The 14,149-nt window shown below is 64.3% G+C and carries 15 protein-coding genes; 9 read left to right on the top strand and 6 right to left on the bottom strand.

Translation table 11 applies throughout. The annotated features are described in order from the left end of the window. Positions 1–151: 151 nt before the first annotated feature. Positions 152–1,150, bottom strand: a complete 999-nt coding sequence (locus tag B7G53_RS10545; protein WP_096667347.1) for a 23S rRNA (adenine(2030)-N(6))-methyltransferase RlmJ — start codon at positions 1,148–1,150, stop codon at positions 152–154. Between the two features lie 185 nt (positions 1,151–1,335). On the opposite strand from B7G53_RS10545, the gene B7G53_RS10540 reads away from it, so the two are divergent. From B7G53_RS10540 to erpA, 6 genes are all read left to right on the top strand, one after another. Then, the gene (locus B7G53_RS10540) at positions 1,336–3,057 is read left to right on the top strand and encodes a serine/threonine protein kinase (protein ID WP_096667345.1); all 1,722 of its coding nucleotides are present in this window, start codon (positions 1,336–1,338) and stop codon (positions 3,055–3,057) included. A gap of 231 nt (positions 3,058–3,288) precedes the next feature. Further along, complete coding sequence (rplM, locus tag B7G53_RS10535) at positions 3,289–3,717, top strand: 50S ribosomal protein L13 (RefSeq protein ID WP_077593211.1); 429 nt, start codon at positions 3,289–3,291, stop codon at positions 3,715–3,717. Positions 3,718–3,728: 11 nt separating this feature from the next. Further along, complete coding sequence (rpsI, locus tag B7G53_RS10530; RefSeq protein ID WP_096667344.1) at positions 3,729–4,121, top strand: 30S ribosomal protein S9; 393 nt, start codon at positions 3,729–3,731, stop codon at positions 4,119–4,121. 183 nt (positions 4,122–4,304) lie between these two features. Continuing rightward, complete coding sequence (locus B7G53_RS10525; RefSeq protein WP_096667342.1) at positions 4,305–5,012, top strand: DUF6776 family protein; 708 nt, start codon at positions 4,305–4,307, stop codon at positions 5,010–5,012. A 39-nt stretch (positions 5,013–5,051) separates the two neighbouring features. Then, a complete protein-coding gene (locus B7G53_RS10520; protein ID WP_096667340.1) occupies positions 5,052–5,450 on the top strand; it encodes a bactofilin family protein in 399 nt (132 codons plus the stop codon). Positions 5,451–5,564: 114 nt separating this feature from the next. Further along, a complete protein-coding gene (gene erpA / locus B7G53_RS10515; protein WP_096667338.1) occupies positions 5,565–5,930 on the top strand; it encodes an iron-sulfur cluster insertion protein ErpA in 366 nt (121 codons plus the stop codon). A 61-nt stretch (positions 5,931–5,991) separates the two neighbouring features. Here erpA and B7G53_RS10510 read toward each other — a convergent pair whose 3' ends face one another. After that, positions 5,992–7,155 carry an anhydro-N-acetylmuramic acid kinase gene (locus B7G53_RS10510; protein ID WP_096667336.1) on the bottom strand — a complete coding sequence of 388 codons (1,164 nt, stop codon included), beginning with the start codon at positions 7,153–7,155 and terminating at the stop codon, positions 5,992–5,994. 168 nt (positions 7,156–7,323) lie between these two features. Further along, a complete protein-coding gene (locus B7G53_RS10505; protein ID WP_096667334.1) occupies positions 7,324–8,685 on the bottom strand; it encodes a M23 family metallopeptidase in 1,362 nt (453 codons plus the stop codon). A gap of 208 nt (positions 8,686–8,893) precedes the next feature. On the opposite strand from B7G53_RS10505, the gene tyrS reads away from it, so the two are divergent. The 3 genes from tyrS to dtd are packed head-to-tail and all read left to right on the top strand — an operon-like array spanning position 8,894 to position 11,501. After that, positions 8,894–10,126: a tyrosine--tRNA ligase gene (tyrS, locus tag B7G53_RS10500; RefSeq protein ID WP_096667332.1), complete on the top strand. Its 1,233-nt coding sequence runs from the start codon at positions 8,894–8,896 to the stop codon at positions 10,124–10,126. A 14-nt stretch (positions 10,127–10,140) separates the two neighbouring features. After that, positions 10,141–11,055 carry a cation diffusion facilitator family transporter gene (locus B7G53_RS10495; protein ID WP_096667331.1) on the top strand — a complete coding sequence of 305 codons (915 nt, stop codon included), beginning with the start codon at positions 10,141–10,143 and terminating at the stop codon, positions 11,053–11,055. After that, a complete protein-coding gene (dtd, locus tag B7G53_RS10490) occupies positions 11,052–11,501 on the top strand; it encodes a D-aminoacyl-tRNA deacylase (protein WP_096667329.1) in 450 nt (149 codons plus the stop codon). The genes B7G53_RS10495 and dtd overlap by 4 nt, the downstream gene beginning before the upstream one ends. Positions 11,502–11,524: 23 nt before the next feature. On the opposite strand, the gene B7G53_RS10485 is transcribed toward dtd, so the two are convergent. The 3 genes from B7G53_RS10485 to B7G53_RS10475 all read right to left on the bottom strand — a co-directional run bounded on the left by B7G53_RS10485 (position 11,525) and on the right by B7G53_RS10475 (position 14,099). Continuing rightward, positions 11,525–12,559, bottom strand: a complete 1,035-nt coding sequence (locus B7G53_RS10485; protein ID WP_176491331.1) for a M23 family metallopeptidase — start codon at positions 12,557–12,559, stop codon at positions 11,525–11,527. 84 nt (positions 12,560–12,643) lie between these two features. Beyond that, a complete protein-coding gene (gene ybeY, locus B7G53_RS10480; RefSeq protein WP_096667326.1) occupies positions 12,644–13,096 on the bottom strand; it encodes an rRNA maturation RNase YbeY in 453 nt (150 codons plus the stop codon). Further along, entirely contained in the window at positions 13,086–14,099 is a 1,014-nt protein-coding gene (locus B7G53_RS10475; protein ID WP_096667324.1) for a PhoH family protein, read from the bottom strand. Before B7G53_RS10475 ends, ybeY begins: the two co-directional genes overlap by 11 nt. Positions 14,100–14,149 lie beyond the last annotated feature (50 nt).

Raw genomic sequence — 14,149 nt, 5'->3', positions numbered from 1 at the left:
CCTGGGCGAGGCCGGACCGGCCATCGGCGGCCGCTACCGTCCCGAGACCCTCCAGCGCCGCACGCGGGCGAGCTTGCTGCGGATTGCGTCGTCGTTCTCCACCACCAGGATCACATGCTTGCGCTGACCCTTTACCGGTGGCAGTTTCCAGTCAGCCGCCGTGGTCCAGCGTGAAGCCGGCGTTGCGGTCCTGTCCCAGGCGCGCCACCAGCTGTGGCAGGGCCGCCTGCAGGTCGGCCTTGAGCGTGTGCGGCGGGTTGATCACAAACATGCCGCTGGCCGGCAGGCCGGGGCGTTTGACGTCGCCGGCCTCGTCAGTGGTCAGCTTGCTGGACTTGACCGTGAGCGTGGCATTGAGCCAGCTGCGGCCGGCCTTGGTCGCCAGCGTCTTGAGCTTGCGCGGCAGGTCATGCGCCTCGGGGCGCGGAATGATGGGGTACCAGACCACGTAGGTGCCGGTGGCAAAACGCTTGACGGCATCGCCCATGCAGGCGGCGACGCGGGCGTAGTCGCTCTTGATCTCGTAGCTCGGGTCGCACAGCACCATGGCGCGGCGCGCCGGCGGCGGCAAAAAGGTTTTCAGCACCTCGAAGCCGTCCTCGCAGGCCACTGTGACCTGGCGGCCCACACCCAGTTGCGCGATGTTGCCGGTCAGCGACTTGAAATCGGTCGGGTGCAGTTCAAACAGCTTGAGCTTGTCGCGGCCGCTGAGGAACTGCTGTTCGATGAACGGCGAGCCAGGGTAAATCTTCAGGTGCGCCGGATCGCCGCTTGCGGCGAACTGCGGGTTCAGGCCGCGCAGCAGGTCGACATAGTCCTGCAGCGCAGGGGCCAGGGGCTCGTCGGCCGGGGCTTTCGCGGCGCCTGGGGTTTTGGGGCTTGCTACTTTTTTTGTAGCGGTTGGCGCTGATCCGGAAACGACTACAGGTGTTTTTGATGCAGAAACCAGGCGGAAGATGCCTTCCTGCGCTTCGCCGCTGGTTTCGGTGTAGTCGCCGTCGAGGCGGTACAGGCCGGCGCCGGCGTGCGTGTCGATCACGGTCAGCGCCGTGTCTTTCTGGGTCAAATACTTCATCAACGCAATCAGCGTGGTGTGCTTGAGCACATCGGCATGGTTGCCGGCATGGAAGGCGTGGCGATAACTGAACATGTCGCTATGTTAACGGGCGCCGGCCGGCAGGCGCTTTTTTGGGGTGCCGGGCTGCCGGGCCGGCTGCTTGCAATCTGCAACACAATACCGACGGTCGCCGGGCTGCTGCCGACCGGGCGCCTTGACGGCAGCAGGGCGTCCATGCCTAATGACAGCCCTTACGCTGCCTCAGCCCGCTTCCGTTCATGACCGCTCCGTCCAGTCCGACCCCCGTTTCGCTGATCACGCATGTCGATGCCTTGCCGGTGGGCACGCGGCTGGCTGAGTTCGAAGTGCTGGGGCTGCTAGGGGCCGGCGGCTTCGGCATGGTCTACCAGGCGTTTGACCACTCGCTGCAGCGGCCGGTGGCCATCAAGGAGTTCATGCCGGCCACGCTGGCCTGCCGCGGCGCGGATAGCGCGGTGGTGGTTCGCGACCCGGCTGACCAGACGGCCTTCCAGGCCGGGCTGCAGTCGTTCGTGGCCGAGGCGCGGCTGCTGGCGCAGTTCGACCATCCCTCGCTGGTCAAGGTTTTTCGTTACTGGGAGGCGCACCAGACCGCCTACATGGTGATGCCCCTCTACCGCGGTATCACGCTGCAGGCGGCGCGCAGCCAGATGCGCAGCCCGCCGACCGAGGCCTGGCTGCGCAAGGTCCTGTGGGCGGTGCTGGGCGCACTCAAGACCCTGCACCAGGGGCACGCGGTGCACCGCGACGTCTCGCCCGACAACATCTTCCTGCAGGACATCGGCCCGCCGGTGCTGCTGGACCTGGGCGCGGCGCGCCATGCCATGGGCGGCAAGACGCAGGACCTGACCGACGCCCTCAAGCTCAGTTACGCGCCGCTGGAGCAGCACGCCGGCGCCCCCGACATGCGCCAGGGGCCGTGGACCGACCTGTATGCGCTGGCTGCCGTGGTGCACGGCGTGCTGTGCAACAAACCCCCGCTGCCGGCCACCTTCCGGGCCGTGCGCGACCGCCTGCCGCCGTTTGCCCGGGTGGCGCGCACGGTGCAGGAGCAGTTTGGCCTCGGTTATTCGCAGCCGTTTGTTCAGGCGATCAGCCAGGCGCTGGCGATCGAGGTCAAGGACAGGCCGCAAAGCGTGGGGGCCCTGGTGCAACTCATGGCGCTCGAAACGCCCAATGGCATGTCCCGTTTCGACTGGCGCGCCGAGCTGGGCCCGATCTGGGCACCGCCGGGTTTGTCTGCCCTGCAGCCGGCGGCCCGGGCGGAGTCGCCGTTGCCTTCACCGCAGCCCCCGGCAGCGGTGCCTCGCAATGATCCGACACAGCCCATGGCGGCTGCGCCCCGGCGACGGGAACTTGCTGCCCCGCGGCCGGCTGCTTCCGTCTCGGCGCCGACTCCCGCCGCGGACGCGCCCGCCCGGTCCGGCCTCTCGTGGCGTGTGAGTGCGGGCGTGGTGGCCGTGGCCGTCGTGGCCCTGTTGCTGGGGCTGATGCTGGGACGCGGCGCCCGCGTGCCCGAGACCGGGGTCGCGCAGTCCCCGGCCCTTGCTGCGCCCGTGCAGCGGGTCGCGGATCGGCCACTCGCCCCACTTGCCGCACCCGTGGCGGTGGCGCTTGCACCGGTGCAGCAGGTCGCCGCTGCTGCCGCTGCCAGGGCGCCTTTGCCAACGGAGCAGCGGCCAAGCCCCGCCGCCAGGCGCGCCCCACCGAAAAAGACAGCGCCGACTGTTGATACCGCGAGCCCGTCGCCGCCGCCGGTGGTGGCGGCGACACCGGAACGGGTGGAGGTGCTGCAGCGTGTGAAGCCCCCCGATCCACTCGCCTTGTGTGCCGATAGCAACTTCGTGGCCCGACCCATGTGTATTTTCCGGCAGTGTCAGAAGCCGGAGATGGTCAGCCTCCCGGTGTGTGTTGAAAACAACGCCCGGCTGCAAAACAGCCGGCGGGCCGACGGTTTTTAGCTCCAAGAGGCTTGAAAAGGTTCAAAAAAGGCCGCCGAATGGCCTGAACAGGGCGCTTTGGCGGCCCGCCCCCGCAATGCTGCCCGCGCAGCCCCGGATTTTGTATAATGGAAGGCTTCGCAGCGATCGGCTGGCCCCGCGGCGAAGCTTGAACCCCACCTAAGAGGTTTCCATCAGAGAAACACCGACCGTGGAAAAGGGCTGCTCAAACCAACTTTTGAAAAGTAAACCATGACAACTTTCAGCGCAAAACCCGCTGACGTGGTGCATGAGTGGTTTGTGATTGACGCGACCGACAAGGTCCTCGGACGAGTAGCCAGCGAAGTTGCTCTCCGTTTGCGCGGCAAACACAAGGCCATTTATACGCCTCACGTCGATACCGGTGACTTCATCGTCATCATCAACGCAGCCCAGCTTCGTGTCACCGGCGCCAAGTCGACTGACAAGATCTACTATCGCCATTCGGGTTACCCCGGCGGTATCTCGGCTACGAATTTCCGCGACATGCAGACCAAGTTCCCGGGCCGCGCCCTGGAAAAAGCCGTCAAGGGCATGCTGCCCAAGGGCCCGCTCGGTTACGCCATGATCAAAAAACTCAAGGTGTACGGTGGTGCAGAGCATCCGCACACCGCCCAACAGCCTAAAGTGCTGGAAATTTAAGGAGCCTTGAGATGATTGGTGAATGGAACAATGGCACCGGCCGTCGCAAATCAAGCGTCGCCCGTGTGTTCATCAAAAAAGGCACTGGCAAGATCACGGTCAACGACCGTGACATCCAGACCTTCTTCGGTCGCGAAACCTCGATCATGATCTGCAAGCAGCCCCTGTACCTGACCAACCATGTCGAAACCTTCGACATCATGGTCAACGTGCACGGCGGCGGCGAGTCCGGCCAGGCCGGTGCGATCCGCCACGGCATTACCCGCGCGCTGATCGACTATGACACCACCCTCAAGCCGGCGCTGAGCCAGGCCGGGTTTGTCACGCGTGATGCACGTGAAGTCGAGCGTAAGAAAGTCGGCTTCCGTTCGGCACGCCGTCGCAAGCAGTTCAGCAAGCGTTAATCCGCTTTTGCTGTCCCCGAAAAGCCGCCTGGTTTGCGCCTGGCGGCTTTTTTCATGGCATTTGCGGCAAGCCCTGGGCGCTGCTGCCGATACAAATCCTTGCCGCTGCCTGTCGGGCCGCGTTCAGCGGAGGCGGCATCTGCGTGCACAATGCACTCCCTGGAAGACAACCCAAGGTCGCTTTTGAAATTCCGTCTGTTTCGCCGTCGCCTGACCATCAGCTCTCCGCGCATGGCCATTCGCACGTCTTTGCCCTGGCCGCTGCGCTGGGCGCTGGGCGCGATGATGCTGGGTTTTTCGGCGGCCATCGCGCTGTGGACCTTCGAGCTCGGCGTCAGCATCGCGGGGCTGGACAAGGATGCCAAGCTGGAGCTGACCAGGCTGCGGGAAGAGGTGGCCGCACTGCGCGCGGAGCGCGACAAATCGCAATCGGTCGCCAATATTTCGGGCAGTCTGCTGACCGCTGAAAAGGCCGCGCAGGACAAGATGGTGGCCCAGATCCGCCAGCTCGAAGCGGACAACCGGCTGCTGCGCGACGATCTCGGCTTCTTTGAAAAGCTCCTGCCTGCCGGCGGTGCAGAAAGCGCCGCCATCCGCGGCCTGCAGGCCGAAGCCCTGACCGACACGCAGCTCAAGTGGCAGGTGCTGGTGATCCAGCCGGTCAAGGACGCCCCGGTGTTCAACGGCAAGCTGGAACTGACGTTCAGCGGCACCCTGGCGGGCAAACCATGGACAACAAGCTTGCCGGGTGGTGCCCAGCTCCTGCAATTCAAGCAGTACCGCCGCATCGAAGGGGTGCTCGACCTGCCCCCCTTGGCCGTGGTAAAAACGGTGACCGCCAAGGTCCTCGAAGGAACGGCCGTCCGATCCGTCCAGACCATCAAGCTCTGAACCCCCGCTTCAACACTCAGAATCTCACAGGATTTGTCCATGTTCGGTAAAAAATCGCAGCCTCCGATCAAAAGCCTGATTGCACAGGGCAGTTGCATAGAAGGCAACCTGAAGTTCACCGACGGCTTGCGCATCGATGGCGAAGTGATTGGTGACATCCGCGCCAACGAGGGCAGCCCCAGCATTCTGGTGATCAGCGAGTCGGCCTGTGTCACCGGGGCCATCCATGCCGACCACGTCATCATCAACGGTCGCGTCATGGGGCCGGTGCATGCGGCGGAACTCCTCGAGTTGCAGCCCAAGGCCAAGATCCAGGGTGATGTGGCCTACAAAGCGCTTGAAATGCACCAGGGCGCCGTCATTTTTGGTCAGTTGCGTCCCACCAACCACGAGGTCAGCGACAAGCCCCTCTTGAAACTGGCAGCCAACAACGCCTGAGGGAGAAATCCTGTCAGTAAGTGCTTACAGTCTTGTAGAAGCCAGTATGGGCCTTATGGTTGATTGAATTGCTGTAGTATTGAAAACGTCAAGTTCTGAAAAACGGAGTTCCCCATGAGCGCAGTAGCTGAAAACATCCAGACCGAAATGCCCGCCCCCTTTGTCTTTACCGACAGCGCGGCGGCCAAGGTGGCGGACCTGATTGCCGAAGAAGGCAATCCGGACCTGAAGCTGCGCGTGTTTGTACAAGGTGGCGGCTGCTCCGGCTTCCAGTACGGCTTCACCTTCGACGAAATCACCAATGAAGACGACACCACCATGACCAAGAATGGCGTGTCTCTGCTGATCGATGCGATGAGTTACCAGTACCTGGTGGGCGCTGAAATTGATTACAAGGACGACCTCGAAGGCGCCCAGTTCGTGATCAAGAACCCCAACGCCGCCAGCACCTGCGGTTGCGGCTCCAGCTTTTCGGCCTGAGTTTTCACGACCTCAAAAAAAGGACCTGCGGGTCCTTTTTTCATGCCCGCCTGGCAAAACCTCAGAGCTGCGCCACCCGGCAGGCCCGATACAGGGCACCCAGCACGCGCGGGCCGCGGGCGCCCGTGACGGCTGGCAGGCTGCCCGGCTGCCGTTGGTGCCAGGCCCGGGCCAACCAGGCAAAGGCGGCGGCTTCCACCTGCAGTGGCGGCAGGCCGCGCGCGGTGGTGGGCTGGACGCTCACCCCGGGCAGGACCAGGGCCAGTTGCCGCATCAGTTCGTCATTGAAGGCGCCGCCGCCGCAAACCAGCAGTTCGGTGGTGTGGGGTGCGTGGCGCACCAGGTCGCGCGCGCAGGCCTGTGCCGTCAGTGCTGTGAGGGTGGCCTGCACATCCTGCGGTGCGTTGACCTCCGGGCCGCAGAGTTGCCCCGCCAGCCATTCGGGGTTGAACAGGTCGCGCCCCGTGCTTTTGGGCGGCGCCTTGGCAAAGTAGGGCGCCGCCAGCAGACGCGCCAGCAGGCCGGGGACCACGCTCCCCGACGCGGCCCAGGCGCCCAGCGCGTCGTAAGGCTGGCCGGTGTGCTGCAGGCACCAGAAGTCCATCAGGGCGTTGCCGGGTCCGCAGTCAAAACCTGTGACCGGGCCGCCGTGCCTCGGCAGCAGCGTCAGGTTGCTGATGCCGCCGATGTTGAGAACCGCGACATCCCGCTCGGGCTGCGCAAAAACGGCGTGGTGGAACGCAGGCACCAGCGGCGCACCCTGGCCGCCGGCCGCGAGGTCGGCGGTGCGGAAATCGGCGACCACGTCCAGCCCGGTGAGTTCAGCCAGCAGCGCCGGGTTGTTCAGTTGCAGCGTGTAGCCTGCATCTGATCCGCCGCTGAGCGTGTCGTCCCCGAATTCCTGCGGCCGGTGGCGCACGGTCTGTCCGTGGGCGCCGATGGCGCGCACCTGGCCGGTTGTGATGCCCTGGCGGCCTGCCTGCGCCAGCAGGGCCTGGACCACCTGGGCGTACACCAGGGCCAGTTGGTTGGCCGCCAGCGCCGCGCGGTGCAGTTCATTGTGGCCGGCGGTGTTGAGGGCCAGCAGTTCGGCCCGGAAGGTGGCCGGGAAGGGGACGGACGCAGAGGCCATGACACGCGGCACCGGCGGGTTGAAGTCCACCAGAACGCCGTCTGCGCCATCGAGCGAGGTGCCCGACATCAACCCCATGTAGTAATCAGCCATGCGCCATTTTGCCGCATGGGGTGGCTAGAGGCAGCGTTCTATGGAATGGGCGAAGGAGGGGCTCTTCAATCAAGCCAGGGCCGCGGAACCGGCTTCGCCGGGCCGCAGGCGCAGCGGCCCCCGCGGGGGGCAGAGAGCTACGCGCAGCGAGCGAACGTGGGGGTCAATTTATTCAGCCCGGGTCTGCGTGATGTCCGCTGCAGCCTGCAGCTGGTGCTTCACACTGCTTGCGAGTTTGCGGAACAGGGGTTGCGCTGCCGCCGACAGGGGAACGGTGTCGTTCTGCTGGGCAATGGTCATCGGGTCCTGGTGGGCGCCGTTGACGCGGAACTCGAAGTGCAGGTGCGGTCCGGTGGCCCAGCCGGTCGAGCCGACGGCCCCGACGTTCTGCCCCTGGCTCACGCTCTGCCCTCTTTGTACGTTGATACGGCTCAAATGGGCATAAACGGTGGTGTGGTTGTTGCGGTGTTTGACAAACACGACGTTGCCAAATCCGTTTTGCACGCCGGCAAACTCGACCACGCCATCGCCGATGCTGCGCACGGCGGTGCCTGTAGGCGCGGCGTAATCGACACCGAGGTGGGCGCGCCATGTCTGCAGGATGGGGTGAAAGCGCATCTTGAAGCCGCTGCTGACACGCGAGAACTCCATGGGCGAGGCCAGGTAGGCGCGGCGCAGGCTTTGGCCGTCGAGTGTGTAGTAGCCACCTTTGGCTGTGCTGTTGCCGCCCGCCTGGTCGCGGAACCACATGGCCTGAAGTGTCTTGCCGTTGTTCATGAATTCGGTGCTGACCACCCGGCCGGTCCGCAACGCTTCACCGTCGGCTTCCAGCGTTTCGTAAACCACGCTGAAACGGTCGCCTTTGCGCAGGGCGCGGTGGAAGTCAATGTCACCCGAGAAAATTTCTGCGATCTGGACCGCCACGGCGTCAGGGATGCCTGCATCGTCGGTGGCGGCAAACAGGGAGGTGCGGATGGTGCCACTGGCCAGCTGGGTCGAGCTGGTGTAGGCCGCAGTTTCCACGCGGGACGCAAAACGGTTGTCGGCCGCACGTTCGACCACCAGCCGGGTGAATTTTTCCTCGTCGTCGGTGGCCCAGCGCACGGTCAGCTTGAGCAGCTGGTTGCTGTCGGTCGCTTCAACCGTTACATTTTTGCCGGGGCGACCCATCAGGGTCAGGCGGCCGTTGGCATCGCTGCGCAAAAAGGCAGCGGCTGCAGCGTCGTCAATGTTCAGGCGCTTGAGCAGGGCGTCGGCCGTGTCGGTGCTGCGCGTGGTTTCGGTGCGAAACAGCTTGAACTGGAAGTTGTCGAGGGCTTCGGTCTGTGCCTCGGTGGGCAGGCTCTGGACGGCTTCCAGGACCTGGCGGACCGGCAGGTCGGCAGCATCGGGTGCGAGCGGTGCGACGCCGAAGGCGGTGACTCCGGTTCCCAGCAGCAAGGCTGCCAGCGTGCCTGTAATTCTTTTAGGATGGCGGCGAAGCAGGGTTGCAACTGCTTGCAGCGCGTAAGCGAGATCGGCTTTGATCAAAACTGGGGTTCCCAACCTTTGTAGGCTTCAGGCTGCAGAAGCAGCCCGATAGCGACTGATGATGGTGTTGTGCATTGCCCTGCAAAAGACGGACGGTGCAACAACTTAGAATCGGTTTGCAATTTGCGGGCCAACCTGCTTTGGGCCCCGCAACGGCAGAAAGCCCATTATATCTGTCAGACAACTGCCCGACCTTTGAAAAATCCTTATGAATCAAGAGCTTGTTACAACCTTTCCCGTGACGGACCGAGCCAGGGAGGCTTTGGCCGTGTCCCTGCGGGGCTGTGAAGAACTGATTCCCCAGGATGAATGGCTGAAAAAACTCGCACGTTCGGAGGCTACCGGCGTTCCGCTGCGCATCAAATTGGGGCTGGACCCGACGGCGCCTGACATTCATGTCGGACATACCGTGGTGTTGAACAAAATGCGTCAGCTCCAGGATCTGGGTCATACCGTCATCTTCCTCATCGGCGACTTCACCAGCCTGATCGGCGATCCGTCGGGCCGCAACAACACGCGTCCTCCGCTAACCCCGGAGCAGATCAAGGCCAACGCCGACACCTACTACCGCCAGGCTTCCCTGGTGCTGGACCCGGCCCGGACCGAGATCCGCTACAACAGCGAGTGGAGCGACCCGCTGGGCGCACGCGGCATGATCGAACTGGCGGCCAAATACACGGTGGCGCGCATGATGGAGCGCAACGACTTCCACGATCGTTTCAAGGCCGGCACACCGATCAGCGTGCATGAGTTCCTTTACCCGCTGATGCAGGGCTACGACTCCGTGGCCCTGAAGTCTGACCTGGAACTCGGTGGCACCGACCAGAAGTTCAACCTGCTGATGGGCCGCCACCTGCAGGTCGAATACGGTCAGGAGCCGCAATGCATTTTGACCATGCCGCTGCTCGAGGGGCTGGACGGCGTGGAGAAGATGTCCAAGAGCAAGAACAACTACATCGGCATTTCCGAAGACGCCAACACCATGTTTGCCAAGGTGCTGTCGATCTCCGACGTGCTGATGTGGAAGTGGTTCACCCTGCTGAGCTTCAAGACCGAGGCCGAGATCGCCGCGCTGAAGAAGGAAGTCGAGGGCGGGCGCAACCCGAAAGACGCCAAGGTGGCGCTGGCCAAGGAGATCACGGCCCGTTTCCATTCCGCTGCCGCCGCAGATGCCGCCGAGCAGGACTTCATCAACCGCAGCAAGGGCGGCGTGCCCGACGAGATTCCGGAAGTTGCCCTGAGCGGCGCGCCGCTGGGCATTGCCGCGCTGCTGAAGATGGCCGGTCTGGCCGCCTCCACCGGCGAGGGCAACCGGCTGATCGAGGGAGGCGGTGTGCGCCTGGACTCCAGCGTGGTCAGCGACAAGGCGCTCAAGCTGGGCCCCGGCACCTACGTTGTGCAGGTCGGCAAACGCAAGTTTGCGCGCGTGACGCTTTCCTGAATCGTCGGCAAGCCATGAAGCTGCCCACACTGCAATCCCTGACACCGCAACGCCTGCTGATGGCTTCGGTGGTGGTGGCGCTCGTCACCATCGTGCTGAAAACCGGGGCCTGGTACATCACCGACTCGGTGGGCTTGCTGGCCGACGCCATGGAGTCCTTCGTCAATCTGGCCAGCGCAATCTTCGGGCTGACCATGGTCACGATTGCCCAGCGGCCTGCCGACGACGAGCATCCCTACGGGCACCACAAGGCCGAGTATTTCTCTTCCGGGTTTGAGGGGGTGCTGATCATCGCCGCGGCACTGGCCATCATCTGGGCGGCGGGGCACCGGATTTTCGACCCGCAGCCCCTGCAGCAGGTGGGCTGGGGTCTGGCGCTGTCCGTGGCCAGCTCGGGTCTCAACGGCTTGCTGGCCTGGCTGATGTTTCGCTCCGCCAGGGCGCACCGCTCGATTGCGCTCGAAGCCGATGCCAGGCACCTGGTCACCGACGTCTGGACCTCGGCGGGCGTGGTGGTGGGCATTGTTGCCGTCACGCTGACGGGCTGGCTGTGGCTCGATGCGCTGGTGGCGATCGGGGTGGCACTGAACATTCTCTGGGAGGGCGGCCACCTGATGTGGCGCTCGTCGCAGGGTTTGATGGACGAGGCGGTGGAGCCCGAGGTGCTGGACGACATTCACAAGACCCTGGCAGAGTTCCAGCACCACACCATCCGCTTTGATCACATCAGCACACGCCGCTCGGGCCAGCGCCGTTTTGTGGACATGCACATGCACATGCCGGCCAGCTGGTCGCTCGGGCGCGCAGCTGCGGTTCGCACCAGCGTCGAGCAGGCGCTGATGAGCGCCGTGCCGGGCCTGCGCGCGACTATCGAGCTGCTGCCTTCGGACGTGGAAGCGCACTTTGACGACAAGAAGGACCTGATTTGATCAGCGTGGTCCAGCGCGTCAGCCAGGCGCGGGTGGTGGTGGGTGGAGAAATTGTGGGCCAGATCGGCGCCGGACTGCTGGTGCTGCTGTGTGCCGAGCGCGGTGACGCCGATGCGCAGGCCGACAAGCTGCTCGCCAAAATCCTGAAGCTGCGCATTTTTTCAGACGAGGCCGGCAAGATGAACCGCAGCCTGCAGGACATCGGCGGTGGCCTGCTCATCGTGAGCCAGTTCACGCTGGCCGCCGATGTGTCGGGCGGCAACCGGCCCAGCTTCACCGGCGCGGCGTTGCCTGACGAAGGACGGCGCTTATACGATTATTTCGTGGCGCAGGCGCGGCTGGTCCATCCGCAGGTAGAAACCGGTCAGTTTGCCGCGGACATGCAGGTGCACCTGGTCAATGACGGGCCGGTGACGATTCCCCTGCGCATCCCGCCCGACGCCTGAAACAGCGCCGTCCGGCATCGGCCCTAGCCCTTGCAGAGGAAGGGCCAGATCAGTTTGGCGCCAGCCGGGACAATCTCGCCGCTCTTGCGTTTGTAGGCAGCGGGGGTCACCTTTTGCGCTGCGGGCAAGTCCCGCATCAGCGCTGTGTCCATGGGCAACTGGCCGCGAAACAAGGCGACCGGATCGATGAAACGGCCCCCTTCCGGAACCACCGTATCGTTTGCCACCGCATAGCGGGGCGACTCGCCGGTGAAGGCGGACAGGTGCAGATGGGGCTCCCGGCTGGCGCCCGGAACGCCGCTTCTGCCGTTCGGCCCGAGGTATTCGCCCATGCGCACGCGCTGCCCGATTTCCAGTTCGGGCGCCTTGCTGAAATGCGAATACAGGGTGTACGACCACACCGGCAGGCCGCTGTCCTGCGGGGAATGCTGCAGGACGATCAACACGCCGCGGTTCTTGCGCGGACCTTCACCGCCGCCGTCGGCCTTGGCCACCACCACGCCGTCGGCCATGGCATGAATCGGCTCACCATAGGGGGCAGGAATGTCGGCACCCGAGTGCAGTTTGTTTTTGTCCGGCCCGCCCTGCCAGGGCTCTCCGAAAACGTGATCGATCGGGTTGCAGCCGCCGCCCTGCGGGAAGACCGCTGTCAGGCCGCTCTCCTGCATGCCGATCGCGTGCATCTGCTCTTTCGGCGTCCTCCCGTTCAGAAAGGCCTGGCTGTTGACGTTCTTGAGCTGGAACAGCGGCACCTTGTGGGGTTCTGACGAGTTGGCCTTCGCGCCGCCTTCCCGGGCTTCGCCGGCCGGACCTGCCCCTGCGGCGGCATTGTCGAAAGCCGCTGCCAGTTCCTCAGGTGTGACGAAGCCGTCCCCGTTGGCATCGATCTTCTGGAACCGGCGCTTGTTGCCCAGCCACTCGTCGGCAGAGATCTTCCCGTCCCCATTGGTGTCGAAGCTTTTCATCAGCGCCTCGGCCCGGGGATTGGCGTGAGCGGCTCCATAGAGCAGGCATGAGATGGAGAGCGACGCCAGCATCGCTTTGCGGATGTTTTTCATGGGAAGCCCTCTTTTATCGTTGTTGTCGATACCCCGGAACCAGGGCGCGCCGCCGGGTTCAGGCGCCATCATAGGCGGTCCCGTTCAGTAGGGGTTGGGGAAACCCAGCACGTCCAGCAGCATGATTTCCAGCGCTTCCATCTCCAGGGCATCCGCTTCGTTCGTCTCGTGGTCATAGCCCTGGGCGTGCAGCGTTCCGTGCACCAGCAAGTGGGCGTAGTGCGCCTGCAGGGTTTTGCCCTGCTCGCGGGCCTCGCGCTCCACCACGGGTGCACACAGCACCAGGTCGGCCGTGACCAGCGGCGCCTGCGTGTAGTCGAAAGTCAGTACGTTGGTGGCGTAGTCTTTTTGCCGGTAGCTGCGATTCAGCGCCTGGCCTTCTTCGGCGCCCACGATGCGCACCGTGATCTCGGCATCGCTGTCCAGCGCATGGCGTATCCAGCGCGCCACGCTCTGGCGCGGCAGGGCGGCGCGGTGGCGCCTGGCGTCCTGGATGTCGCCGAACTGCAGCGACAAGCTCAGCTGTTTAAGAGCCATTTCGGCTTTTTGTCCTTGTGGGGCGGGCGACGGGTACTATCGAATCGATAGCGTCGTCGATGTCCGGGGTTTTGCCCTTGTAGCCGTCATAGGCGTCCACGATGCGTGCCACCAGCGGGTGCCGCACCACGTCGGCGCTGGTCAGGCGGGTGATCGCAATGCCCTTGATGCGCTTGAGCACACGTTCGGCATCAATCAGCCCGCTGAGTTGTGTGCGCGGCAAATCGACCTGGCTGACGTCGCCGGTCACCACGGCCTTGCTGCCGAAACCGATACGCGTCAAAAACATCTTCATCTGCTCGGGGGTGGTGTTCTGCGCCTCGTCGAGGATGACAAAGGCGTGGTTCAGCGTGCGGCCACGCATGAAGGCCAGCGGCGCGATTTCGATCTGCTGGCGCTCGAAGGCTTTCTGCACACGCTCAAAACCCATCAGCTCGTACAGCGCGTCATACAGCGGACGCAGGTAGGGGTCCACCTTCTGATTCAGGTCGCCGGGAAGAAAACCCAGGCGTTCACCGGCCTCGACCGCCGGGCGCGTCAGCACGATGCGCTGCACCGCGCTGCGCTCCAGCGCATCCACCGCGCAGGCCACGGCCAGGTAGGTTTTGCCGGTGCCGGCCGGGCCGATGCCGAAGGTGATGTCGTGGGTGGCGATGTTTTCCAGGTAGGCGCCCTGGTTGGTGGTGCGCGCGCGCAGGTCGGCGCGGCGGGTGGACAGCGCCATTGCACCGTCGGGGGCGATGCTCAGCGCGGTGTCGCCGGCCAGCATCAGCTGCACGGTTTCCTCGGGAATCGGGCGCTGCGCCATTTCGTAGAGCGCCTGTAGCACTTCCAGCGCCTGCTGCGCCTTGGCTTTGGGCCCGTCGATCTTGAACTGCTCGAAGCGGTGCGCAATCGTGACCTGCAGCGCCGCCTCGACGGTGCGGATGTGCGAGTCCATGGGGCCGCACAGGTGGCCCATGCGGGTGTTGTTGGGCGGGGTGAAAGTGTGACGGAGGATCAAAAGGGTGTTTTCCTTGAGGCAAGGCAGGCAGATGGGTGATTGTCCCCCGA

Source organism: Polaromonas sp. AET17H-212, assembly GCF_002379085.1.
Classification (GTDB): domain Bacteria; phylum Pseudomonadota; class Gammaproteobacteria; order Burkholderiales; family Burkholderiaceae_C; genus Polaromonas.
Note: the sequence above shows the minus strand (reverse complement) of the source record. Positions and strands in the feature narration are given on the sequence as shown.

What these genes read in the sequence shown, in the direction of transcription:
- B7G53_RS10545 (WP_096667347.1), bottom strand. Translation starts at nt 1,150, where the DNA reads ATGTTCAGTTATCGCCACGCCTTCCATGCCGGCAACCATGCCGATGTG.
- B7G53_RS10540 (WP_096667345.1), top strand. Translation starts at nt 1,336, where the DNA reads ATGACCGCTCCGTCCAGTCCGACCCCCGTTTCGCTGATCACGCATGTC.
- rplM (WP_077593211.1), top strand. Translation starts at nt 3,289, where the DNA reads ATGACAACTTTCAGCGCAAAACCCGCTGACGTGGTGCATGAGTGGTTT.
- rpsI (WP_096667344.1), top strand. Translation starts at nt 3,729, where the DNA reads ATGATTGGTGAATGGAACAATGGCACCGGCCGTCGCAAATCAAGCGTC.
- B7G53_RS10520 (WP_096667340.1), top strand. Translation starts at nt 5,052, where the DNA reads ATGTTCGGTAAAAAATCGCAGCCTCCGATCAAAAGCCTGATTGCACAG.
- erpA (WP_096667338.1), top strand. Translation starts at nt 5,565, where the DNA reads ATGAGCGCAGTAGCTGAAAACATCCAGACCGAAATGCCCGCCCCCTTT.
- B7G53_RS10510 (WP_096667336.1), bottom strand. Translation starts at nt 7,155, where the DNA reads ATGGCTGATTACTACATGGGGTTGATGTCGGGCACCTCGCTCGATGGC.
- tyrS (WP_096667332.1), top strand. Translation starts at nt 8,894, where the DNA reads ATGAATCAAGAGCTTGTTACAACCTTTCCCGTGACGGACCGAGCCAGG.
- B7G53_RS10495 (WP_096667331.1), top strand. Translation starts at nt 10,141, where the DNA reads ATGAAGCTGCCCACACTGCAATCCCTGACACCGCAACGCCTGCTGATG.
- B7G53_RS10485 (WP_176491331.1), bottom strand. Translation starts at nt 12,559, where the DNA reads ATGAAAAACATCCGCAAAGCGATGCTGGCGTCGCTCTCCATCTCATGC.
- ybeY (WP_096667326.1), bottom strand. Translation starts at nt 13,096, where the DNA reads ATGGCTCTTAAACAGCTGAGCTTGTCGCTGCAGTTCGGCGACATCCAG.